Annotated in this window: 24 protein-coding genes; 11 read left to right on the forward strand and 13 right to left on the reverse strand. The window is 53.8% G+C overall.

What is annotated here, in order from left to right:
- Positions 1-68 precede the first annotated feature (68 nt).
- Together ACFSW5_RS02935 and ACFSW5_RS02940 are read left to right on the forward strand one after the other, a co-directional pair.
- Positions 69-197, forward strand: a complete 129-nt coding sequence (locus tag ACFSW5_RS02935) for a sporulation protein YjcZ (protein WP_379269578.1) — start codon at positions 69-71, stop codon at positions 195-197.
- A gap of 104 nt (positions 198-301) precedes the next feature.
- The gene (locus tag ACFSW5_RS02940) at positions 302-649 is read left to right on the forward strand and encodes a toprim domain-containing protein (protein ID WP_379269581.1); all 348 of its coding nucleotides are present in this window, start codon (positions 302-304) and stop codon (positions 647-649) included.
- A gap of 73 nt (positions 650-722) precedes the next feature.
- Here ACFSW5_RS02940 and ACFSW5_RS02945 read toward each other — a convergent pair whose 3' ends face one another.
- The 3 genes from ACFSW5_RS02945 to cyoE all read right to left on the reverse strand — a co-directional run bounded on the left by ACFSW5_RS02945 (position 723) and on the right by cyoE (position 3270).
- The gene (locus ACFSW5_RS02945; protein ID WP_379269583.1) at positions 723-1661 is read right to left on the reverse strand and encodes an AEC family transporter; all 939 of its coding nucleotides are present in this window, start codon (positions 1659-1661) and stop codon (positions 723-725) included.
- 62 nt (positions 1662-1723) lie between these two features.
- The gene (locus tag ACFSW5_RS02950; RefSeq protein ID WP_379269585.1) at positions 1724-2338 is read right to left on the reverse strand and encodes an SCO family protein; all 615 of its coding nucleotides are present in this window, start codon (positions 2336-2338) and stop codon (positions 1724-1726) included.
- A 29-nt stretch (positions 2339-2367) separates the two neighbouring features.
- Entirely contained in the window at positions 2368-3270 is a 903-nt protein-coding gene (cyoE, locus tag ACFSW5_RS02955) for a heme o synthase (protein ID WP_379269587.1), read from the reverse strand.
- Positions 3271-3470: 200 nt separating this feature from the next.
- Here cyoE and ACFSW5_RS02960 point away from each other — a divergent pair, with 200 nt between their 5' ends.
- Positions 3471-3893 carry a cell wall hydrolase gene (locus ACFSW5_RS02960; RefSeq protein ID WP_379269589.1) on the forward strand — a complete coding sequence of 141 codons (423 nt, stop codon included), beginning with the start codon at positions 3471-3473 and terminating at the stop codon, positions 3891-3893.
- A 74-nt stretch (positions 3894-3967) separates the two neighbouring features.
- Complete coding sequence (gerQ, locus tag ACFSW5_RS02965; RefSeq protein ID WP_379269591.1) at positions 3968-4483, forward strand: spore coat protein GerQ; 516 nt, start codon at positions 3968-3970, stop codon at positions 4481-4483.
- Positions 4484-4495: 12 nt separating this feature from the next.
- On the opposite strand, the gene ACFSW5_RS02970 is transcribed toward gerQ, so the two are convergent.
- Positions 4496-4810: a hypothetical protein gene (locus tag ACFSW5_RS02970; protein ID WP_379269593.1), complete on the reverse strand. Its 315-nt coding sequence runs from the start codon at positions 4808-4810 to the stop codon at positions 4496-4498.
- A 127-nt stretch (positions 4811-4937) separates the two neighbouring features.
- On the opposite strand from ACFSW5_RS02970, the gene ACFSW5_RS02975 reads away from it, so the two are divergent.
- The gene (locus ACFSW5_RS02975) at positions 4938-5924 is read left to right on the forward strand and encodes a metal-dependent hydrolase (protein ID WP_379269595.1); all 987 of its coding nucleotides are present in this window, start codon (positions 4938-4940) and stop codon (positions 5922-5924) included.
- A 171-nt stretch (positions 5925-6095) separates the two neighbouring features.
- Here ACFSW5_RS02975 and ACFSW5_RS02980 read toward each other — a convergent pair whose 3' ends face one another.
- Positions 6096-6317, reverse strand: a complete 222-nt coding sequence (locus tag ACFSW5_RS02980; RefSeq protein WP_379269597.1) for a small, acid-soluble spore protein, alpha/beta type — start codon at positions 6315-6317, stop codon at positions 6096-6098.
- A gap of 125 nt (positions 6318-6442) precedes the next feature.
- On the opposite strand from ACFSW5_RS02980, the gene ACFSW5_RS02985 reads away from it, so the two are divergent.
- The gene (locus tag ACFSW5_RS02985; protein ID WP_379269599.1) at positions 6443-6628 is read left to right on the forward strand and encodes a DUF5325 family protein; all 186 of its coding nucleotides are present in this window, start codon (positions 6443-6445) and stop codon (positions 6626-6628) included.
- A 65-nt stretch (positions 6629-6693) separates the two neighbouring features.
- On the opposite strand, the gene trpS is transcribed toward ACFSW5_RS02985, so the two are convergent.
- The 3 genes from trpS to ACFSW5_RS03000 form a co-directional block, all read right to left on the reverse strand.
- Positions 6694-7677, reverse strand: coding sequence for a tryptophan--tRNA ligase (gene trpS, locus ACFSW5_RS02990; protein ID WP_379269602.1), 984 nt, complete (start codon positions 7675-7677; stop codon positions 6694-6696).
- A gap of 482 nt (positions 7678-8159) precedes the next feature.
- Positions 8160-8336 (reverse strand): hypothetical protein, encoded by a 177-nt coding sequence (locus ACFSW5_RS02995; protein WP_379269605.1) that lies wholly within the window; start codon positions 8334-8336, stop codon positions 8160-8162.
- 44 nt (positions 8337-8380) lie between these two features.
- A complete protein-coding gene (locus tag ACFSW5_RS03000) occupies positions 8381-8812 on the reverse strand; it encodes an O-methyltransferase (protein ID WP_379269607.1) in 432 nt (143 codons plus the stop codon).
- Between the two features lie 231 nt (positions 8813-9043).
- Between ACFSW5_RS03000 and ACFSW5_RS03005 the strand changes: the two genes are divergently transcribed.
- Positions 9044-10309, forward strand: coding sequence for a methyl-accepting chemotaxis protein (locus ACFSW5_RS03005; RefSeq protein ID WP_379269609.1), 1266 nt, complete (start codon positions 9044-9046; stop codon positions 10307-10309).
- A gap of 138 nt (positions 10310-10447) precedes the next feature.
- On the forward strand, positions 10448-11245 hold the full coding sequence (locus ACFSW5_RS03010; RefSeq protein WP_379269611.1) for a polysaccharide deacetylase family protein: 798 nt from the start codon (positions 10448-10450) through the stop codon (positions 11243-11245).
- 61 nt (positions 11246-11306) lie between these two features.
- Here the strand turns inward: ACFSW5_RS03010 and ACFSW5_RS03015 are convergent, their stop codons facing one another.
- The 4 genes from ACFSW5_RS03015 to ACFSW5_RS03030 all read right to left on the reverse strand — a co-directional run bounded on the left by ACFSW5_RS03015 (position 11307) and on the right by ACFSW5_RS03030 (position 14897).
- The gene (locus tag ACFSW5_RS03015) at positions 11307-11921 is read right to left on the reverse strand and encodes a 3D domain-containing protein (RefSeq protein ID WP_379269613.1); all 615 of its coding nucleotides are present in this window, start codon (positions 11919-11921) and stop codon (positions 11307-11309) included.
- Positions 11922-12000: 79 nt separating this feature from the next.
- Positions 12001-12717: a CAP domain-containing protein gene (locus tag ACFSW5_RS03020; protein ID WP_379269615.1), complete on the reverse strand. Its 717-nt coding sequence runs from the start codon at positions 12715-12717 to the stop codon at positions 12001-12003.
- Between the two features lie 374 nt (positions 12718-13091).
- Positions 13092-14114, reverse strand: a complete 1023-nt coding sequence (locus ACFSW5_RS03025) for a Gfo/Idh/MocA family protein (RefSeq protein ID WP_379269618.1) — start codon at positions 14112-14114, stop codon at positions 13092-13094.
- 18 nt (positions 14115-14132) lie between these two features.
- Positions 14133-14897: a sugar phosphate isomerase/epimerase family protein gene (locus ACFSW5_RS03030; RefSeq protein ID WP_379269620.1), complete on the reverse strand. Its 765-nt coding sequence runs from the start codon at positions 14895-14897 to the stop codon at positions 14133-14135.
- 282 nt (positions 14898-15179) lie between these two features.
- Between ACFSW5_RS03030 and ACFSW5_RS03035 the strand changes: the two genes are divergently transcribed.
- Positions 15180-16280 carry a PQQ-dependent sugar dehydrogenase gene (locus ACFSW5_RS03035; protein WP_379269622.1) on the forward strand — a complete coding sequence of 367 codons (1101 nt, stop codon included), beginning with the start codon at positions 15180-15182 and terminating at the stop codon, positions 16278-16280.
- Positions 16281-16376: 96 nt separating this feature from the next.
- Here ACFSW5_RS03035 and yicI read toward each other — a convergent pair whose 3' ends face one another.
- Entirely contained in the window at positions 16377-18698 is a 2322-nt protein-coding gene (gene yicI / locus ACFSW5_RS03040) for an alpha-xylosidase (RefSeq protein ID WP_379269624.1), read from the reverse strand.
- Between the two features lie 184 nt (positions 18699-18882).
- Between yicI and ACFSW5_RS03045 the strand changes: the two genes are divergently transcribed.
- On the forward strand, positions 18883-19791 hold the full coding sequence (locus ACFSW5_RS03045) for an AraC family transcriptional regulator (protein ID WP_379269627.1): 909 nt from the start codon (positions 18883-18885) through the stop codon (positions 19789-19791).
- A gap of 158 nt (positions 19792-19949) precedes the next feature.
- Complete coding sequence (locus tag ACFSW5_RS03050; RefSeq protein WP_379269629.1) at positions 19950-20180, forward strand: 3-dehydroquinate dehydratase; 231 nt, start codon at positions 19950-19952, stop codon at positions 20178-20180.
- The last annotated feature ends 22 nt before the right edge of the window (positions 20181-20202 follow it).

The raw sequence follows: 20202 nt of genomic DNA on the forward strand, positions 1-20202 counted from the left end.
GACGCCCCCATCTATCCGAATGCGGCTGCTAGGACCTCACCGATAACGAGAGAGGGGTGACTTCATCGATGTCTTATGAGCACAAAGGCTACGGGCATGGTTACGGTTACTGCGGCGGAGGTTGGAGCCTTGGATTTATTCTGGTACTGTTTATCCTGCTCGTCATCATCATTTGCGGATGCGGCTTCTGGAATTAAGAAGCTCTGAAGGAACGGCTCCCGTCGGGGGCCGTTTCTTTGCATTTGCGGCGAAATTGACTTCTCCTTATATTACTCGCATACTTGAAGCGAGGTGACGGTTCATGGAACAAATCGCGATCATAGTGGAAGGAAAAAACGACAAAAGCAAGCTCCGCCGCGTCTTGAGCGAAGCCGTTCCGGTTTATTGCACCTTCGGCACGCCCGGCACGGACCGGATCGAAAAGCTGCGCAAGCAGGTCGGCGCCGCCGACGTCTTTCTGTTTATGGACAACGACGCTTCCGGCAAGCGGATTCGCGGAATACTGCGGGACGTCTTTCCCGATGCGGAGCATATTTATACGAGGCGGGGATATCCCGGCGTGGAGAATACGCCGGAGGAATATTTGATCGAGCAGCTGGAGAAAGCCGGGCTCGAGGCCTATATTTTGTACGACAATAAGGATTTATAAGCATCGACAACTCCGAACGAACTTACTCGTTTCGGCTTGCCCCGAGCCGATCTCCCCAATCCCTCAAAGAGGATCAAATCTGAACGAAATAAATGACCAGCGCTACCGTAACGATGCTGAGCAGCGTCGACGCAAACACCGCTTGCGACGAAAATTCCGGCTCGTTGTCGAATTCGACGGCCAGCAATACGCTGCTTAACGAGGAAGGCACGGCGGACGCCACGATCAGCGCGGAGGCCGTTTGCCAGTCCAGCTCGACGAATGCGCCAAGCCCCCAGACGATAAGCGCGGCGAGCGCCGGGCCGGCGACAAGCCGCAGCGTGCAGGATATCATCACGTTCGACAGCTGCGCGCGGCTTATCCGCCAGCTCATGCTTCCAAGCTGGACGCCAAGCGTCAGCAAGGCGGTTCCGATAAAAGCGTCGGCCAAATATTGAATCGGCGTTTCGATCGCTCCCGGAATCGGTACTTGAAACCCCCTCAGCAGAAACGCGATCGGAATGACGTATATGACCGGCTGCGACAAAATGGTCCGACCAATGGCTCTCCAATTGCTTTTGTGCGCATTCACCGAATAAATCCCGAGCGTATTCGGAAGCAGCGATTGGGTCATCATGACGATAATCTGGACCGACAGCGTATACGGATTGCCCGCGAACGCCAGCTGGTTGATCGGTATTCCGTAATTGGCGCTGTTATAGAACATGACGCTGTTGCGCATCGCGCCCCTCATCCCGCCTTTAAGCCCTCTCGCCCTGACCGCAATCTCCGCAAGCGCCGCCAGCAGCAGCAAATAAATCGCGACAAAGAGCAGCACGGTGCCGATCAGCCCCGCCGAGATGGGCGTCGTATACAATAAATGAAACATAACGGCAGGCGAAAATACATAAAAATTAAGCTTGGACAACGTCTTGATATTTAAGGAAAATATCCGCTCCATCGCGACGCCGATGGCGATCATGACAGACAGCGGAATGACGTTGTTGACCAAAATATGAATAAAAATGTCCATCTCGTTTCCCCATATGTACGAGCTCGCCGGGAAACCGCCGCTCTCCCGGCGGCAGCGGCCGGTTACATCAGCTTCTTCAGCTCTTCCGCAATTTGTTCGGCGGTCAGCGACTCCTCGCTGCCGTTTATATATTTGCGGATCTGGCCTTGCTTGTCGACGAGCGTGATAATATTCGAATGACCGTAATTGCCGGTCGCTTCGTCCTTTATGACTCCGACGCCAAACGATTTCGCAAGCTGGAGCGACTGTTCCTCGTCATCCCCGCGCAAAAACAGCCAGCCGCCCGACAGATCGGCAAAATTCCGCTCGGCGAAGGCGCGGATCGCCTCCGGCGTATCGCGCTCCGGATCGAACGTAATCGAGATAATCTCCGCTTCCTTCCCGAGCGTCCCGTCCTTCTTCAGCAGCTCCTGCACCTGCGACAGCAAAAAAGTCGTCGGCGGGCATACGTCGGGACAATTGGCGAAATAAAAATAGACGATACGGGCCTTGCCGTTCGTCGATTCCAGCGACACTTCGTTGCCGTCGATATCGGTCAACGCGAAAGAAGGCGCCGCCTGAATAACAGGAAGCGTCTCGCCTTCCGCCGACCATTTCGCAAACCATAAATAAAGGCCAAAACTCAAGCAAAGGGCAAGCACTGCCAATTTAAAGCCATGCTTCCGGACAAACGCCATGCGAGTTCTCCCTCTTCCGCGAGTTAATGTTAATATAAGCCCGAGGTGTCGATAATCATGATGACCAGAATAAGCATCAGGTAGTTCACCGAATACATAAAGTTCGTCTTCGCCCATTTGTTCGTGTCGGCCGCCTTGCTGCCCGCCATGGTCTGAACGCTCCAGGCGATGCTTAACACGGTCGAAATGACAAGGAAAATAACGCCGACATAATCGTAAACGTACAGCAGTACGCCTGAAGGCACAAGCAGCAGCACGTAAGGAATCATCTGCAGCTTGGTGCGCTTGATGCCTTTCACGACCGGTAGCATCGGGAAACCTGCGGCGCGGTATTCCTCCACCTTGCGGATCGCAAGCGACCAGAAATGCGGCGGCTGCCACAGGAACAGAAGCGCGAACAGCAGCCAGGCGCCGATGTCGATCCGTTCCGTTACGGCGACGTAACCGATAACCGGAGGCATCGCGCCGGAAATTCCGCCGATAGACGTGTTCCATGTCGAAGTGCGTTTCAGCCACATCGTATAAACGAGCACGTATACGGCCCAGCCAAGCAGGCCCAGCCAGCCCGCAACGGGATTGACGAGAACGAACAGCGTCCCGATGCCGAGCAGGCCGAGAACGATGCCGTAAATCAAGACGGTACCGGGGGTCAATCGGCCCGAAGGCAACGGCCGGTTGCTTGTCCGTTCCATCTTTTTGTCCAATTCGCGGTCCCAATAATTATTGATGACGCATGCCGAACCGATTGTAAGGGTCGTGCCGATCAGCATCCATAGGAGCAGCAGCCATTCGATATCCCATTTGGACGCCACGCAAAAACCGGCAAGCGATGCGATGACGTTAAGCAGCAGCAGGCGCGGCTTGGTTAATTGAATAAAGTCCTTTAACACGTAAGTAAGCCTCCCAAGACGCTTGTAGCGCCCCCCATTCAAGTATTGAAACTGTAATTAATCATACCAAAAAAAATTCAAATATGATAACAAATACGACATTGTTCATCATTTCGCCATTCAAAATGTGAACACTTTTTGGAACCCTTCGGCATCCTTCCCAATACAATAAGTATGTAGTTAGACGCCTATTAGTATGTGAATTGGAACCTGCCTAACGAAGGATGTGGTGAAGCGAAGCTATGGCGGTTATTAAAGCAAATGAAAGCGACATTAAAATGCTTGCCCGCCTTATGCGGGCCGAGGCGGAAGGCGAAGGCGAACTCGGCATGCTCATGGTCGGCAACGTCGGCGTAAACCGCGTTCGGGGCAACTGCCTCGATTTCCGCAACATCCGTACGATTCCGCAGATGGTTTTCCAAAGACCCGGCGGCTTCGAGGCTACCCAGAAAGGGTACTTCTACCAATCGGCCCGCGACCGCGAGATACGCCTTGCCCGAAGAGTCATCAACGGCGAGCGGCAGCATCCCGCCTCGAACGCATTATGGTTTTTCAGGCCGACGGGCGATTGTCCGGGAACCTGGTATGACCAGACCAACAGCGGCCGCTTCAAAGCGCATTGCTTTTTTATTCCGAGTTCTGAAGACTGCCCGCGGGTATTTTGAAGCCGCTTGGCTTTCACGGAAAAACGTATGGATGTTGAATTGTGTTCTATAAATGAAAGAGAGGGAATGGAACAATGGCATTAGGTTATGGAAACATTTCGGCAAGCTCCGGCGGTATGGGAGAATACGGCTATCGCCCTCAATATCCGCCCTATATGTACCCCCAATATCAACAGCCGACGACGCTGCCTGCGCAGATCGGACCGCAAACCGGCCCAGCCGCCGTGCCGAGTGGCTCGTTCGTTACGCCCGGCGGCGGCAATATCGTGACGGTTCCGGCGGAAGAATCTTTTGTCGAGAATATTTTGCGGCTTAACCGCGGCAAAAAAGCGACCTTCTACATGACGTACGAAAACAACAAGGAATGGAACGCCAAAATTTTCACCGGGGTTATCGAAGCGGCCGGGCGCGACCATATCATCATCAGCGATCCTTCCACGGGAATGAGATTTTTGCTGCTGACGCTCAATCTCGACTACGTGACGTTTAATGAACCGATCGCGTACGAATATCCGTTCCAAGGCGGCACGGTCACCCAATCGACGCCTATGGGAACGGCAACCGTCGGCACGGTCACCACTAGCCGATAACCAAATAGCCTATCAAGGATTTTCGATGACGAGCGGCCGTCCGCCCGACGGACGGAACGTCCAAATATGCATTTTGCCGGCTCCGCCGGGAATCCATTCGCTCACGCGATACCAAGGGGAACGCTTGTCCGAGCGTTCTTTCTTTATTTGTTCGGCTTCCTCCGCAGTCGCCGCCGTCCAAAGCTCGACGAACAGGCACGGCTGATCCGTTCCTTCATATAAATGAACGTTGCGGTAACGTTCCTGAACGAGCAGCGAGCCGGTGTAAGCGGCGTACCGCTCCTTGTCTTCCGGACGTATTTTATATTCCGCGAAACAAATGTACATGGTTCTCTCCCCTTCGCAAGCCGTTTCATCGGCGGCTATCATAATGTTGGTCCGCTTCGTTGATACTACATGAAAAAGGCCGTTCCGGTCAAAGCCGGCTTCGGCAGCCCCAGGAGGAGATCGACTTATGGATTCAGGAACCCATTTCATCATGGGAATCGGCATTGGCGGCCTCGCCATGATTGACCCTGTCGTGGCGGCAAGCCCGGCGGTGAGCACCGCCGTCTTGATCGGGACGATTGCCGGCTCGGAAGCCCCCGATCTCGATTCGCTGCTTCGTTTCCGCGGAAACGCCGTCTATATTCGCAATCATAGAGGCTTGTCCCATTCGATTCCCGCGATTGCGATATGGACCGTGCTCATTACGGGCGTTCTGCAGCTTTTTTACCGGGGAAGCTTGCCTTGGCTTCACGTCGGCGGCTGGGTTCTGCTTTCGGTCGTGATCCATGTGCTGACGGACCTGTTCAACGCCTACGGAACGCAGGCCATGCGCCCCTTTAACGACAAATGGATTTCCTGGAACGTCATTCACATTTTTGATCCGATCATTTTTACGACGCATCTGGTCGCCATCTTGCTGTGGGCTACGGGGGCGGCAAGGCCGCAGATCGTATTTCCGCTGCTTTATTTGTTTTTGGCCGTGTATTTCGTTTGGCGCACGCTGAGCAGCCGATCGCTGCTGAAGCGGCTTCCTGTTTTGGACCCGTTGCCGTTCGAACCAAGCCGCTATTTCCTTTTTCCGACGATTTCGTTAAATCAATGGCATATCGTTAAAAAAATCGGCGACGGCTCGTTTATGATCGGAAAGCTGATGAACGAAAAAGTGGCCTGGCTCGATCATGTCGAATGCTCAAGCCATCCGGCCGTCGAACGGTCCAAGCACGATCCCTCCGTCCGTTCCTTTCTGTATTTGACCAAATTTGCCTGCGCGGAAACCGTCGAGCACGATTGGGGATACGAGGTTCGCTGGGCGGACGTCCGCTACCTGCATCGCAAGCAATTCCCGTTCGTCGCCGTTCTGCTTATGAACAAGCAATTCGAAACGGTCGGTTCCTATGTCGGCTGGCAGAGCACGGACCGGCTATCCAAAAGGCTGAAGATGAATTCGTATTAAACTTATGTTACTATTAAAGCATCGTTGGCAAACGACCTGCCGGAATGCAGGCAGGCTGAAGAGCAAGGCGCAAAAACCGCGAATCAGCCTGCTTTTTTTCGTTTTCCCCCAGCACAAAAGAAGGCCCAAGGTTTCCCTTGAGCCTTACTGCTTGTTTGTGTATGGAAACGATTAGCGGACACCGCCGGACAGTTGTTGTTCAGCGATTTGCACCAGCTTTTTCGTGATGTAACCACCAAGGGAGCCAGCATCGCGAGATGTAACGTTTCCATAGTAGCCGTCTTGCGGAATGACTACGCCCAGAGATTGAGCAGCTTCCAATTTCATTTGTTGGAGAGCTTGGCGTGCTTGAGGTACGACGAGTTGGTTGTTGTTGTTGTTTCTGCCTGCCATTTGGAATTCTCCTTTCAATTCTGTACGTAATTTGTGGTGCAAGCTTATTATGTACAAGCGTTAGGAAACTATGCTTATGGGGAACTATATTTTTCGCTAACTTTATGACAAAAGGAGCGTTTTCGATGTCCAAACCGCTAGCGTTGTTATTTGCCGTCGTGTCGACGATTCTCATGTCGGCTACCGCTATATCGATCAGCCACAATCTTTGGGCAACGCTTATTTTAAGCATCGCGACCGTCGGGTTTATAGGGACCGGCTTTATGTTAAAAGGAAAAAAACGCCGCAGACAACAACAACCTCAAGGTTAGCCTTGAGGTTGCTGCTTTATACGCGCTTCTTTTTTTAAAATCTCGATTTAGAAGGTATGGAAAGCTTATGTGGCCAGAAAGCCCATGCGCTTCTTCACGTCCGCCAGCGTGCGGTCCGCCACGGCTGCCGCCTTCTCCGCTCCCCGTTTCAAAATATCGTAAATTTCGCCGGATTTCCGGATTTCGTAATAGCGGTTTTGGAGCGGCTCGAGCACTTCGATAATCCGTTCGGCAAGATCCTTTTTGAACGGGCCGTAGCCTTGCCCTTCGTACGCCGCTTCGATTTCCGCGATCGACATTCCCGATACTTGGGCGTAAATGCTGATCAGATTGCTGACTTCCGGCTTCGCGGACGGATCGTATTTAATTTCCCGGCCGGAATCGGTCGTCGCCCGGCTAATTTTTTTCCGGATGACGGACGGGTCGTCGAGCAACGCGATATAGCTGCCCGGATTCGGATTGCTTTTGCTCATTTTTTTGCTTGCGTCGTCGAGCGACATGATGCGTGCCCCTACTTCCGGAATATAGGGCTCCGGAATCGTGAAATATTCGCCGAACCTGGAGTTAAACCGGTGCGCCAAATCGCGGGTAAGCTCCAAATGCTGCTTCTGGTCGTCGCCAACCGGAACGAGATCCGCGTTGTATACGAGAATATCCGCTGCCATCAGCGCCGGATAAACGAACAACCCCGCGCCTACGGATTCCTTGCCGGCCGACTTGTCTTTAAATTGCGTCATTCTTTCGAGCTCGCCCATTCCGGTCAACGTCGTAAGGATCCAGCCAAGCTCGGCATGGGCCCGAACATGCGATTGCACAAAAACGTTGGACTTGTCGGGATCAATGCCCGCGGCGATAAACAGCGCCGCCACCGCCTCCGTTTGCTCGCGCAGCGCCTCCGGCTCCTGCGGCACCGTAATCGCATGCAGGTCCACGACCATAAAATAACATTCCTCGCTATGCTGCAGCTTGACGAAATTGCGCATCGCGCCGATATAATTGCCGAGCGTCAGCTGCCCGCTTGGCTGAATGCCTGAAAGTACTTTACCCATTTCGATCATACTCCTTCATTTTTTTGTACCTCCCCAAACCCCTCCAATGGAGGGGCCCCAAGGGGCTCGCCCCTCTGGACACCCCTTTCTACCTCCCCAAACCCCTCCAATGGAGGGGCTCCAACGGGCTCGCCCCTCCGGCCACCCCGAAAGAGCGTGCCTTCTACGCGGCCGGCGTTGACAATCACACGAGATCGAGCCGCTTGTCCTGACGGACAAAGCTCTCCTTCCCGCTTCTTACGCCACGTTGCCGCCTCGGGTGCATCCTGCCGCAAAGGCGCTTTAAGCCAGACTTTCTACCGAACCCCTCGCTCTTGTCCCCCAGGGGACAAAGCTTTACTTTCCCGAGCCCAAACAAAGCTTTACTCTCGCCACCCGTTCGGGGATCGAAAATCCCTTCGGGATTAAAGTGAAATAGGGAAGCTGTCACCAAAACGCAAAAAAGCCCCTCGCCGCAAGGGACGAGGGACCGTGGTGCCACCCTAATTCGCTTTGACAGCCGCCGCCTGGGCGCCATGAAAGCCTTGATGCTCCGTAACGGGGAACAGCCGGAGAAGAATCGGCATTCTGGACGAACGCGTTCCTCTTCCCTGCTCGGGGGCCCATTCGGATTCGGTCCATGTACCGGTTTGCACCTGACACCGGCTCTCTGTCAGCATGGATGCCGCTCTTACTTGTTCCCGTCATCGCATTTTCATTTACTTTAAACCTCTCCGCCATGCATGTCAAGGAGTTTGCCGTTTCCGGAGCTTGGGTGCTTCGAAGGCGAGCGGTAGCTCCAATTCGCCATGTTGTAGTTCGATTCGTAGCTAATGCTAGCCGACCAAGAGGCAGTGCTGGGACGAACGGCGAAGTCGTAAAGAATTTCGCCATGTGTCCAGTCACGTCTAAACTTCAAAGCCTCAATAGCCAATTTTCTGAAGGCATGTACTTGAGACGGCGACATCCCTTGTCCAATTTTCTCCATTTTTCCGTCTTTAAACTCAATTGGGTTATTTTTCAGCCCGAATTTGCCGATAGCGTTATTACGGATATGTATCATAACCGTCCCCGCCGAAGCATTCGTAAGTTCACTCTCTAACTGGCGAAACACGAAATCGATTTGTCTCGCCAACGGCATAGCATCTAGTTCCACCTTATTGCTCCTCCTCCCGAAATTTTATATTCTTGTTTTATTTTCTAGTTCTTGGTGCTTATTATAGAGTCTATTGAATTTTTTTACAATACATAATTTGAGAATTTTTTCGAACATTCGCACTATTAGTTGATTACTGTCGAACTATTGCGATATATGAAGTAAGTATGTAGACCTATGTCGAAGGGAGATGATATAATATGGATAATCTTACTAAAGGAGCGCTTTCTTATGAAGGAATGGTTTGAAAGTTTAACGGTTCGCCGCAAGCTGATGCTGATGAACTATGGCGCCTTTACCGTTACGGCAGCCCTCTTCATCTCGATTGTCGGTTTCAGCGGCGGCAAAGTCTGGATTGCTTTGATTGCGGCTATCATTCTTGCCCTTGCCATTCAGCCTGTTGTTTCATTCCTGGACTCCTCGATCCGCAGCTCATTCTCCGAAATGTCCGACGCAGCTTACCGAATCTCGAAAGGCGACTTCACGCACAAAATCGACATCAGCACGGCAGGTACGCTGGGCGAACTCGGCCATTCCTTTAACAGCATGATCGATAAACTGCGCGATATTCTAACCGAGACGACGACCATTACCCGACATGTCTCGGAAACAAGCCGCAATATTTTCGAAAGCAACTCCGAGATCCAACGCGTGATGGAGCAAGTGGCGGTATCGGCCACGGAGCTAGCCACAGGCTCCAACGAAATATCGTCCAGCGTTTCCGGCATTTCCGGGTCCATCGCCGATATCGAAAACCTCGTCTCGAGCTATGCCGCTTCGACGAAAGAAATGAACAAACGGTCCGACGCCATGCTGGAGCTGGTGGAACGCGGGCGGCAAGCGCTTGATTCGCAGTCCGAAGGGATGCAGAAGAACATCGCCGCTACGACGAATGTGTCGGAAACCATTCAAGATCTTTCGCAAAAAGCGCAAGGCATATCTTCCATTACCAAAAGCATTTCGGAAATTGCGGACCAGACCAACCTGCTGTCGCTGAACGCTTCGATCGAAGCCGCCCGCGCAGGCGAGCACGGCAAAGGCTTTGCGGTCGTCGCCCAGGAAGTCCGCCTGCTGGCCGAGCAATCGATGGCTTCGACCAAGCAAGTATTCGGTCTGGTGAAAGGCATTACCGAAAGCATTAAGCATACGATTGAAACGATGAAAATCAATGAGGAGATCGTCAGCCAGCAGTCGGAAAGAATTCGCGAGACCGAGCAGGTTTTCGTCGAGATGGCAACAAGCATTCAGTTCATTACGGATCAAATCGCCGCATTCGCCAGGGAAAGCGACGTCATGCTGGAAAGCGCCCGCAATATTTCCGCCGCGATCCAAAACATTTCGGCGATTACCCAGCAATCGGCCGCCGGAACCGAGCAAGTATCCGCGGCCATGAACGAACAAATCGCGTCCGTACAAGCCGTGGTCCATGAAACGGAACGGATGCTGGCCATGGCAACCCAGCTGCAAAGAACGATTCAAGTGTTCAAGATCAAATAACGGCTGCAAAACGGGAAGCGCGCGGGGCGTTTCCCGTTCCCCCCCGCCCTGGAAATGAATGATTCGGACTCAACGGGACACACTATCCGGTATGCCTTTTCATTAGCATTAAACCGATTTTCAAGCGGAGGTCCCGGTATGAAAAAGCTAGAGAATCGATTTCGTCTGCTCTTAACCGCCCTTTTTTTCGCCATGTCCGCCGTTTCCGGCATAGGTTCTCCCGCCGCCGCCGCTCCGGCCGTCCCCGCGAGCGAGCAGCAGCGGAACGATATGACCTGGGTCCGATATAAGCAAACCTTTCCGGGCCATTTCGTAACGAACGGGGCCAGGGACGCCAAAAAAGTGGCGTTAACGTTCGACGATGCGCCGGACCCCCGTTTTACGCCGCAAATATTGGATATATTGAAGGAGCAGCATGTCCGGGCGACGTTTTTTATCGTCGGTTACCGTGCCGAGGATCATAGAGAGCTGGTACGCCGGATTCATCGGGAAGGGCATGAAATCGGCAATCATTCCTATAACCATCCGAACTACGCCGAGCTGCCCCTGGAACAATTCCAAAACCAAATCCTGAGAACGGACCGGGCCATTCGAAAGATCGCCGGTTATTCGCCTCGTTTTATTCGTCCGCCTTACGGCGAGCTTCGCTCCCGGCAGATGAGATGGCTAAGCGAACACGATTATACCGTCGTGAATTGGGACGTCGATTCTGTGGATTGGAGAAATACGGCAAGCTCCGACGTTCTAATGAATATCCGGAAAACGCTGCGGCCGGGCTCCATCGTGCTTCAGCATGCCGGAGGCGGAGACGGACAGGACTTGTCCGGCACGATCGCCGCGCTCCCCGCTTTGATTGAAGAGCTTAAGGAGCAAGGCTTCGATATCGTCCCGTTGTCGGAGCTGCTCGGCCAGCCGGCGGCCAGGCGCTTGAAATAAAACAGCCGTCCGTCCTTTGGATGAAAGGACGGACGGCTTATGGACCTCGCTAGAGGATTTCTCATTTTAAGATTTGGACTTCTATGTTCTGAATGCCGAATGTTCTGACTTCCGCTTGGCTGCCCGGGATAAAAATATCGATCCGGTTGCCCTTGATGGCTCCGCCGATATCCGCCGCTTTCGCGACAAAACCGCCGGCCGGAAGATTCTCATGCTCGTAGCCGGTAATATAAAGCTTCGTGCCTAACGGAATGACGTCCGGATCGACGGCTACCGTTCCAAGCTTAAGCGGATTGCCGAAATAATCGACGGCGCCCCACTTGCCGTTCTCCGAAGCTGCGGAAGAATAAGCGGTAGCCTTAATGTTCAACGTTTTGGATACGCGATACGACTTCCCATCCGCCGTTACGGATTTGGCCGATGCCGGTGCCGCTTTAACGGTTGCTTGAGCTGTCGAAGGAATCGTGATCTTAAGGCCTTTGTACAGATTAAACGGATTGACGCCCGGATTCGCCTCCTGAAGCTTGTTCACCGTAACGCCATACTGTTTGGCAAGCTTCCAGAACGTATCGCCGTCCTTGGTCGTATAAGTGGACGCCGCGCCATGAGCGGGACCTCCAAACAACATCAACGATAACCCGAATGCCAAGACAGCCGCCGGAATCTTCTTCTTCATCGTCTCATCCTCTCCACCTAACCGTTGATTATGTAACCGGACGCCCTGTCCGGTTAAGACAACATGAAACGGCCGAATATTAGCCCGTAAACTCCTGCACCCATTCGCCGTTTACATAACCGACACCGATCTTGGTGAATTTAGGGTTCAAAATGTTTTTGCGGTGACCTTCGCTGTTCATCCATGCATCCATAACTTCTTGCGGCGTTTTTTGCCCGGAAGCAATGTTTTCGCCGGCATAAGAGTATTTGACGCCAAACTCGGTCATCATATCGAATGGCGAGCCGTAAGTCGGAGACGTATGGCTGAAGTAGTTATTGACGTCCATATCCTTTGCCTTCGCGACGGCTACTTTCGTAAGAAGCGGGTCCGATTTCAATGCGGGCAATCCGGCCGCTTTGCGTTCCTTGTTCACCAGATCGACAACTTGAGCTGCATAATCGCTTTTGGAAGCCGTAGTTTCACTTCCTTCATTCGTTGTTCCTGCGCTCGGCTGCGTTTCCGTACCGGCCGCCGGCTTGGCAGCCGTTCCCGAGCTCGGCTTTTGGGCAGTCGCTGCGCCTTGTTTAGCCGATTGATTTTTCAGGTCAGCCAACAGTTTATTCAAATCGATGCCGTATTGTGCGGCGATCTGTTTCATTTGTTGTAAATTCGTCGTTTGCACCGTAATGAATTTGTTGTTCCCGTTCGAGACGGCTGCCGATGCCGCATGCGCTTGAGGCGCCATTACGCCGGTGCCGATCAAAGCGGCTGCTGCCATTGCGGCGAATCCGAAACGAATCGATTTCTTATTCATAGATGTTCCCCTCCATGTTTGCTAATAAGTGTCATCTTCGTTCTCGACATGAGTATCGTAACATGGCCTTTCGGCGGGTTTCATGTCTCAAAAACTTCCAATTGCCCGTTAAAACGGCCGTTAAAACCGAAAATGAGAAGCTGCTCACATTCGCGAAAAAGACTTTAGCCCTAGACGCGAACTGCTTTTGTAAAACGCTTTCTTAATTGTTATCGGCAGATAGCCTGTCCAAGATTAGAATATGCTCATATTTATGTTTACGCCGTACCGGGGGCCAACAAAGGCTAAAACGGCGGTTAGAGGCGGCAAAGAGCGCAAAAAGCTTCCTTCCCCGGCAAGGGAAGGAAGCTTTACTTGATCGAAAATATGAACGATTAGTTCAATTGGACGAAACGACCCGATGCTTGAGAGTCGAACGCGCTAAGAATAACTTGCAAAGACTTGCGGCCTTCTTCGCCCGGAATCGGTACGGCGGTATCGTTAACGATAGCGTCGACGAAAGCGTCGATTACGCCGCTGGAAAGCTGCTTTTCGTTCGTCGAAATGGCGCCGACCTTATATTTCTCCACGGTGCCGTTACGAAGCTCGACGATGACTTGATCGTTCTCGTCCGTGCCGATCTTCATAATGCCGTTCTCGCACCATAACATCGTACTGTTGTCTTCGCCCTTGTAATACGTCCAACTGGCCACCAGCGTACCCATCGCCCCGCCTTTCATGCGGAGAAGAACGGCGGCGTTGTCGTCCACGTCCGTGCCCTGCTTATGCTGCGTGCCGACAAAGCCGGCCACCTCGGTCACCTCATCCTCCAGCAGCCAGCGGATCAGATCGGATTTATGCACGCCAAGGTCGCCCATCGCGCCCATAATCGCTTCCGGCTTCCGGAAAAACCAGCTGTCCGCGCCGTCGACGCTCCAAGCGTCCGGCCCCGGATGCCCGAACGATGTCCGGAACGTCAGCACGCGGCCAAGCACGCCGGATTTCAAAATTTCTTTCGCCTTGACATGAGGCGGGAAAAAGCGCTGGTTATGGCCTACCATCAGCTTGACGCCGTTCTTGGCGGCCGCTTCGATCATCGCTGCCGCTTCCTCGTCCGTAACGGCCATCGGTTTCTCGACAAGTACATGCGCCCCGGCATTGGCGGCCGCAATCGACATCGGCGCATGAAGGTAGTTCGGCGTGCAAACGCTGACCGCTTGCGGTTTCGCTTCGGCGAGCATCGTTTCAAAGTCGGCGTACGCCTTGCCGCCGTGCTGGCTTGCGAATTGCTCGGCGCGCTCAATGACCGGATCGACGAACGCGACAAGCTCCACGTTCGGATTAGCCGCATACTCCGGAATATGACGATACTTGGAAATGGAACCGCAACCTACGACTGCAACCTTGATTTTGCTCATTTGTGATCCCCTTTTCGATTAGGAATAGATTTGGTTCGTTTTAAGCCATTGCATGCTTTCGGCAACCGCTTCGAGCGGAGGACGCTCGCAGTTGTCCTGCTCGACGATAAGCCACTCCACGCCCGCTTTGCTTGCGCTTTCGGCGATTCGCTTAAGCGGAAGCTCGCCGCGGCCCAATTCGACCGTATCGATCCGGCCGTCTACCTTGCGGTAGTCCTTCAAATGCAGAAGCGGAAGGCGGTCTGCGTATTTGTCGATGTACTCGAACGGATCTTTCCCGGCGAATTGCACCCAGCCGATATCCATCTCGACCTTCAGCAGATCGGAGCCGATCCGATCGTAAAGAGCGTCGAACGCGGGCTTGCCGTCCACTTCCACCTCAAACTCAAAATCGTGGTTATGGTAAGCAAACGCCAAACCTTCTTCGCGGAAACGCTTACCGAATTGTTCGAATTCGGCATACAGCGTTTTCCATGTATCCGCTCCGCGCATATCTTCCGGCAGCCAAGGGCAAATGGCGTATTGAGCGCCGATCGTTTTCAAATAACGAATTTCTTCGTCCAAATTTCCGCGCAGCAAATGAAGTCCGATATGAGCGCCGATCGCCTTCAGGTTCAGCTCCTGAAGCAAATCGCGGAGCGCTTCGGCTTCCATCCCGCCGTAGCCGGCAAACTCCACCCCTTCGTAGCCAAGCTCGGCCACTTTGCGCAGCGTGCCTTCCATGTCGGCTTCCGTCTCGTTCCGAAGCGTAAAAAGCTGCAGGCCGATTCCAATTTTACGCAATGTCGTTGCACCTCTTTTTTGGTTATGGTCGTAAAAACGTTTTTATTGAAAATTCATGCCGAAACGTTTCGTCCTTGGGCCAGGGCGGCGTTTCTGTTTCGTGTACAGGTCTAATTATAATTGGAACTTATATGGAAAGCAGCACGCGTTATTAGCCTTTTTTTATGCGATTTTGTTTTTCGGCATTTGTAGGAAACGAAACGGCCGGACGCGGCAGGCGAAAGGCCGTATGACGGAGAACTATAATTCAGGAATGGTACGAACTTATAAAGGAGGCCCTCCATGAACGCAAAGTCTTTATGGTTAGCGGTCGCGGGAGCCGCTATGTTGCTGACGGGCTGCGGAGAAGACGAGCCCGCGGCCGGCACGGTCCGGCAGGAAACCGGCTCCGCGCGCCAAGAGTCCGTTGCCGGACAAGCCAAGTTCGCCGTATTGGCTGCGAGACTGAATGTGCCGTGGGCCATAGACCAGCGCGGGGATGTATTCTACATCAGCGAACGGGACGGATCGGTTGCAACCGTCAGCGGCGATACGGTCTCGCGCAAGCCGGTCCGGTTAAACAAGCCGCTGCGCCGCGTCGGAGAAGGAGGATTGCTGGGCTTCGTCCTGCTGCCGGATTTCGACCGGAGCAAAACGGCCGCTGCGTATCATACGTACGAGCAGGACGGGGCGGTTTACAACCGGATCGTGCTGCTCAAGGAAACAGAAGGCGAATGGATGGAAACGGGAGCGCTGCTGGAGGGCATCCCCGGCTCCGACAACCATAACGGAGGCAGGCTCGCCATCGGTCCGGACAATCTGCTGTATGCGACAACCGGCGATACCTACAAGGAGGATCTGGCGCAGCGAACCGATACGCTGGCGGGCAAAATATTGCGCCTCGCGCTTGACGGAAGCGTGCCTGCGGACAACCCGTTCCCCGGCTCCTACATCTACTCGTACGGTCACCGCAACCCGCAGGGGCTGGCTTGGGATGCGCAAGGACAATTGTATGCGACGGAGCACGGTCCGTCGGGCGATCCCGGCGGGCACGACGAGATTAACCTCATCAAGCCGGGAGCGAATTACGGCTGGCCGCTCGTCATCGGGGACGCGACAAGCCCGGGCACCGAACCCCCTCTCTACCATACCGGCGATGAGACGATCGCGCCTTCCGGAGCGGCATTCGACAGCGCCGGCAGGCTGTTAGTCGCGGGGCTGCGCGGCGAGAAGCTGTTCGCCTACGACCCGGCTGACGGGAAGCTTAGCGGCCGCTTAAGCGGCGAAGGACGCATTCGCGACGTCAAAGTATACGACAGCTACATATATGTCGTGACCAACAATACGGACGGACGCGGTACGCCATCCGTCGAAGACGACCGGCTCATCCGGATCAAGCAATAGCCTGCGGCATAACGCGAAAATAACCCCTTATCGCGGCCAAGAAGCGCCTTGGCTCGGCATAAGGGGTTAAAGTGCATATGACCTTAGTTCTTACGGTTAACCTAATTGAATCGTAAACGATCCTTCGGCAAAACCTGCGGGAACCGAAACGACGCCGTCCTTCAGCTCGACTCCGCCTTGGGCGCCGACGATCGTTTCCGCGCCGCTGTATTTCAGGCTGAACGGCTTGCCACTGCCCGATACGGATACCGTAATCGCATTTCCTTCGCGGGCTGCGGTTACGTTAAGCTGAGGAGCGCCCTTCAGATCGCGGACGGTCGAGACGGCCTTGCGTCCGTCGGCAAGCTCGTAAATCGTCAGCTCGGCGCTGTCGGCATGGTCGTAGTCCGGCTTCAGATCGTTTGCGCCAAGCGCCACGATCGCGTTCGGGCGGACGAACAGCGGCAGGCTGAAGAAGTCGTACGTTTCTTTGCGCCAGGACCCGCCGGCCACTTTCTCTCCCGTCAGCAGGTGCGTCCAAGTCCCTTCCGGCAAGTAATATTTCACTTCGCCTTTCTCGGAGAATACCGGCGCAACCAGAATCGACTCGCCCAGCATGTACTGGCGGTCCAGAAACTCGGTCGTCGGATCTTCCGGGAACTCCAGAAGCATCGCCCGCATCGTCGGAATGCCCTGCTCGTGCGCTTCGGCCGCGGCGTTGTACAAGTACGGCATCAGGCGCGATTTCAGCTTCGTGAAGTGGCGCGTTACATCCACCGCTTCCTCGTCGTACGCCCAAGGCACCCGGTACGATTTGCTGCCGTGCAGGCGGCTATGGCTCGACAGCAGGCCAAACGCCAGCCAGCGCTTGAACACATGAACCGGAGCCGTATTCTCGAAACCGCCGATGTCGTGGCTCCAGAAGCCGAAGCCGGATAGGCCGAGGCTTAAGCCCCCGCGAAGGCTTTCGGCCATCGATTCATAGTCGGCGTAGCAGTCGCCGCCCCAGTGAACCGGGAACTGCTGGCCGCCGGCGGTCGCCGATCTTGCGAACAGCGTCGCTTCGCCTTTGCCGAGCTTCTCTTCCAGCACGTCAAAAACGACTTTATTGTAAAGCTGCGTATAGTAGTTGTGCATTTTCATCGGATCGGAACCGTCGTAATAAACGACGTCCGTCGGAATGCGCTCGCCGAAGTCCGTCTTGAAGCTGTCGACGCCCATGTCGACAAGCTCGCGCAGGTAGCCCGCGAACCATTCGCAAGCCGCCGGATTCGTGAAGTCGACAAGAGCCATGCCCGGCTGCCATAGATCCCATTGCCATACGTCGCCGTTCGGCTTCTTGACGAGATAGCCGTTAGCTTTGCCTTCGGCGAACAGGCGGGAGCGCTGCGCAATGTACGGATTGATCCATACGCAAATTTTAAGTCCTTTTTTCTTCAGGCGGTCCAGCATGCCGACCGGGTCCGGGAATACGCGCTCGTCCCATTTGAAATCCGTCCAATGGAATTCGCGCATCCAGAAGCAGTCGAAATGGAACACGTGAAGCGGCAAATCGCGCTCGGCCATGCCGTCCACGAACGAGTTAACCGTCGCTTCGTCGTAGTTCGTCGTAAACGACGTCGTCAGCCACAGGCCGAACGACCATGCCGGCGGCAGGGCCGGTTTGCCCGTGAGATCGGTATATTTGCCGAGCACCTCTTTGATGGAAGGGCCATCGATCACGAAATATTCAAGCGATTCGCCTTCGACGCTGAATTGCACTTTTTTTACTTTTTCCGAAGCGATTTCGAACGAGACGAGCTCCGGCTGGTTGACGAATACGCCGTATCCTTTGTTCGTAACGTAGAACGGAATGTTTTTGTACGCTTGCTCGGAGCTTGTGCCGCCGTCCTGGTTCCACGTGTCGACGACTTGGCCGTTTTTCACGAACGGCGTGAACCGCTCGCCGAGGCCGTACACCCATTCGCCTACGCCGAGGTCAAGCTCTTCGCGCACATATGCCGTTTCCTTGCCTTTCTTAATGTAGGCCATCGAACGCGGGCCGCTGCCGGTAATGCGCTCGTCGCCGCGGTAGAAATCGACCGCCCATTCCGGGCCTTTGCGGATATGCGCGCTTAAGCTGCCGCTTGTCAGCACGACTTTCTCGTCTGTTTCGACAATTTCGACGTTAACGGCGCTTTGCGGCGTAAGCTCGAATACCGGGCCGCGCTCCATCACGCCGAGGTTGTGAATGATTTTGACGCCGATCACTCCCGGCGCCGGCGAATGAAACCGGATCGTCAGCAGCATCGTATCAAGCATATTGGCTCTGCTCAGAATCGGACGCGGAGCCGCGTAGGCCGTCAAGACGCCGTCCTGCTGCTCGAAATCGTGGGCTTGGACCGCGCTGTTGACTTGGAAGCCTTCATGGATCAGCCAGTTGCCGTTTTGGAATTTCATACCTATCCGCCTTTCATTATGATTATCGGTTCATGTCCAAATGTTTCAAGGGAAGCTATGATCGCTTTAACTTGCTCTACATTTGCATTATACTGATAATAATTGCTGACAACTATCAGAATTATGCTTATATATAGCACGATTATGATGCAAGAACGTTTTACGGAAGAAAGGGGGATATGCCGTGGACAGGTCTATGCGGCATGCGCTCCATGAAAGGCGAATGCACGGCAGCGGCGATTTTCCGCTTGCGGCTTACGGGCTCGACATCGGCGCCGGGGAGATGGTCGTGGTTGAATGCCATTGGCATGCGGAAGCCGAATTTTTTTACGTTAAAGAAGGAGAAACGTTGTTTCAAGTGGACGACGACTACTTTCCGGTGCGCGCCGGCCAAGCGGTGTTTATCGACGGAGGCGACATACATGCCGCCCATTCGCTGAACGGGTCGCCGTGCTCGTTTCAAGCGATCGTATTTGATCCCCATATGCTCGACAGCTCCTCCTCCGACGCCGTGCAGCAGAAGCTTGTAACGCCGCTGGTCGAGCGGAGGCGCACGTTTCCCCGCCATATCCAAGGCGTCTCGGAATGGGAAATCGGGCTGCTCGGTTGGCTCCACAACCTCATCGAATGCTGCGGGAAGCAGGAGCCCGGCTATGAGGCTGCGGCGAAGGGCTGTTTATATTTCATGCTGCAGACGATAGCGGCCGAAGGGCGTTATGCGGACCGGAGCGAGACGACACCCGAAGAATCAAGCCGAAGAGAGCGATTAAAGCGAAGCATTTCTTATATTCAGCAAAACTACCGGAGACCGATCCGCATCCGCGAGCTGGCGGACCAAATTCCGATGAGCGAAGGCCAGTTTTTCCGCTTCTTCAAGTCGATGACGAGACAAACGCCGATCGAATATTTGAACGCGTACCGGGTTAATCAGGCTGCCGAGCTGCTGCTGCACAGCGAGCGGAAAATCGCGGACATCGCGCTGGACGTAGGCTTCGACCATATCAGCTACTTCGTCAAAGTGTTTCGCCGCACGATGGGCTGCTCCCCTTCCGAATACCGCAAGCAGCACAAAGCCGATTCCGCCGTACGGTAGTTTGCTCGTAAAGTTATAGGTCGCTGTCTTCGAAAACCAATGGGTAAGAGGATTTTTGTGACATATCGAAGCGATATTGTAACTTTTTTTTAAGAAACAATTAAGAATTGTCAGGTAAAATAAACTTGAACAATTGGAATGATTGGAGGTTATATCCGATGAGAACGCTCATTCTTTTTCAAAATAAAACCATTCCCGTGTACATTACCGAATCCAATAACAAAAAAGCGGTCGAGAAGCTTTCCATCGTGCTGAACCGAAAGCTGGAAACCGGCAAAAACGCCTTGAAAAAATGTCTTAAATCGCTCATCAGCGTAGAAATAACGGGCAGCGAAGCGACGCTGCATTCGTACAACGAGAAGGACACGCTTACGATATCGCTTTATTGAGACCAAGCTGAAACGATTATTG

It is taken from the genome of Paenibacillus thailandensis, assembly GCF_042685365.1.
Lineage (GTDB): Bacteria > Bacillota > Bacilli > Paenibacillales > Paenibacillaceae > Paenibacillus_AP > Paenibacillus_AP thailandensis.

What these genes read in the sequence shown, in the direction of transcription:
- ACFSW5_RS02935 (WP_379269578.1), top strand. Translation starts at nt 69, where the DNA reads ATGTCTTATGAGCACAAAGGCTACGGGCATGGTTACGGTTACTGCGGC.
- ACFSW5_RS02940 (WP_379269581.1), top strand. Translation starts at nt 302, where the DNA reads ATGGAACAAATCGCGATCATAGTGGAAGGAAAAAACGACAAAAGCAAG.
- ACFSW5_RS02945 (WP_379269583.1), bottom strand. Translation starts at nt 1,661, where the DNA reads ATGGACATTTTTATTCATATTTTGGTCAACAACGTCATTCCGCTGTCT.
- ACFSW5_RS02950 (WP_379269585.1), bottom strand. Translation starts at nt 2,338, where the DNA reads ATGGCGTTTGTCCGGAAGCATGGCTTTAAATTGGCAGTGCTTGCCCTT.
- ACFSW5_RS02960 (WP_379269589.1), top strand. Translation starts at nt 3,471, where the DNA reads ATGGCGGTTATTAAAGCAAATGAAAGCGACATTAAAATGCTTGCCCGC.
- gerQ (WP_379269591.1), top strand. Translation starts at nt 3,968, where the DNA reads ATGGCATTAGGTTATGGAAACATTTCGGCAAGCTCCGGCGGTATGGGA.
- ACFSW5_RS02970 (WP_379269593.1), bottom strand. Translation starts at nt 4,810, where the DNA reads ATGTACATTTGTTTCGCGGAATATAAAATACGTCCGGAAGACAAGGAG.
- ACFSW5_RS02975 (WP_379269595.1), top strand. Translation starts at nt 4,938, where the DNA reads ATGGATTCAGGAACCCATTTCATCATGGGAATCGGCATTGGCGGCCTC.
- ACFSW5_RS02980 (WP_379269597.1), bottom strand. Translation starts at nt 6,317, where the DNA reads ATGGCAGGCAGAAACAACAACAACAACCAACTCGTCGTACCTCAAGCA.
- ACFSW5_RS02985 (WP_379269599.1), top strand. Translation starts at nt 6,443, where the DNA reads ATGTCCAAACCGCTAGCGTTGTTATTTGCCGTCGTGTCGACGATTCTC.
- trpS (WP_379269602.1), bottom strand. Translation starts at nt 7,677, where the DNA reads ATGGGTAAAGTACTTTCAGGCATTCAGCCAAGCGGGCAGCTGACGCTC.
- ACFSW5_RS02995 (WP_379269605.1), bottom strand. Translation starts at nt 8,336, where the DNA reads ATGCTGACAGAGAGCCGGTGTCAGGTGCAAACCGGTACATGGACCGAA.
- ACFSW5_RS03005 (WP_379269609.1), top strand. Translation starts at nt 9,044, where the DNA reads ATGAAGGAATGGTTTGAAAGTTTAACGGTTCGCCGCAAGCTGATGCTG.
- ACFSW5_RS03010 (WP_379269611.1), top strand. Translation starts at nt 10,448, where the DNA reads ATGAAAAAGCTAGAGAATCGATTTCGTCTGCTCTTAACCGCCCTTTTT.
- ACFSW5_RS03015 (WP_379269613.1), bottom strand. Translation starts at nt 11,921, where the DNA reads ATGAAGAAGAAGATTCCGGCGGCTGTCTTGGCATTCGGGTTATCGTTG.
- ACFSW5_RS03020 (WP_379269615.1), bottom strand. Translation starts at nt 12,717, where the DNA reads ATGAATAAGAAATCGATTCGTTTCGGATTCGCCGCAATGGCAGCAGCC.
- ACFSW5_RS03025 (WP_379269618.1), bottom strand. Translation starts at nt 14,114, where the DNA reads ATGAGCAAAATCAAGGTTGCAGTCGTAGGTTGCGGTTCCATTTCCAAG.
- ACFSW5_RS03035 (WP_379269622.1), top strand. Translation starts at nt 15,180, where the DNA reads ATGAACGCAAAGTCTTTATGGTTAGCGGTCGCGGGAGCCGCTATGTTG.
- yicI (WP_379269624.1), bottom strand. Translation starts at nt 18,698, where the DNA reads ATGAAATTCCAAAACGGCAACTGGCTGATCCATGAAGGCTTCCAAGTC.
- ACFSW5_RS03050 (WP_379269629.1), top strand. Translation starts at nt 19,950, where the DNA reads ATGAGAACGCTCATTCTTTTTCAAAATAAAACCATTCCCGTGTACATT.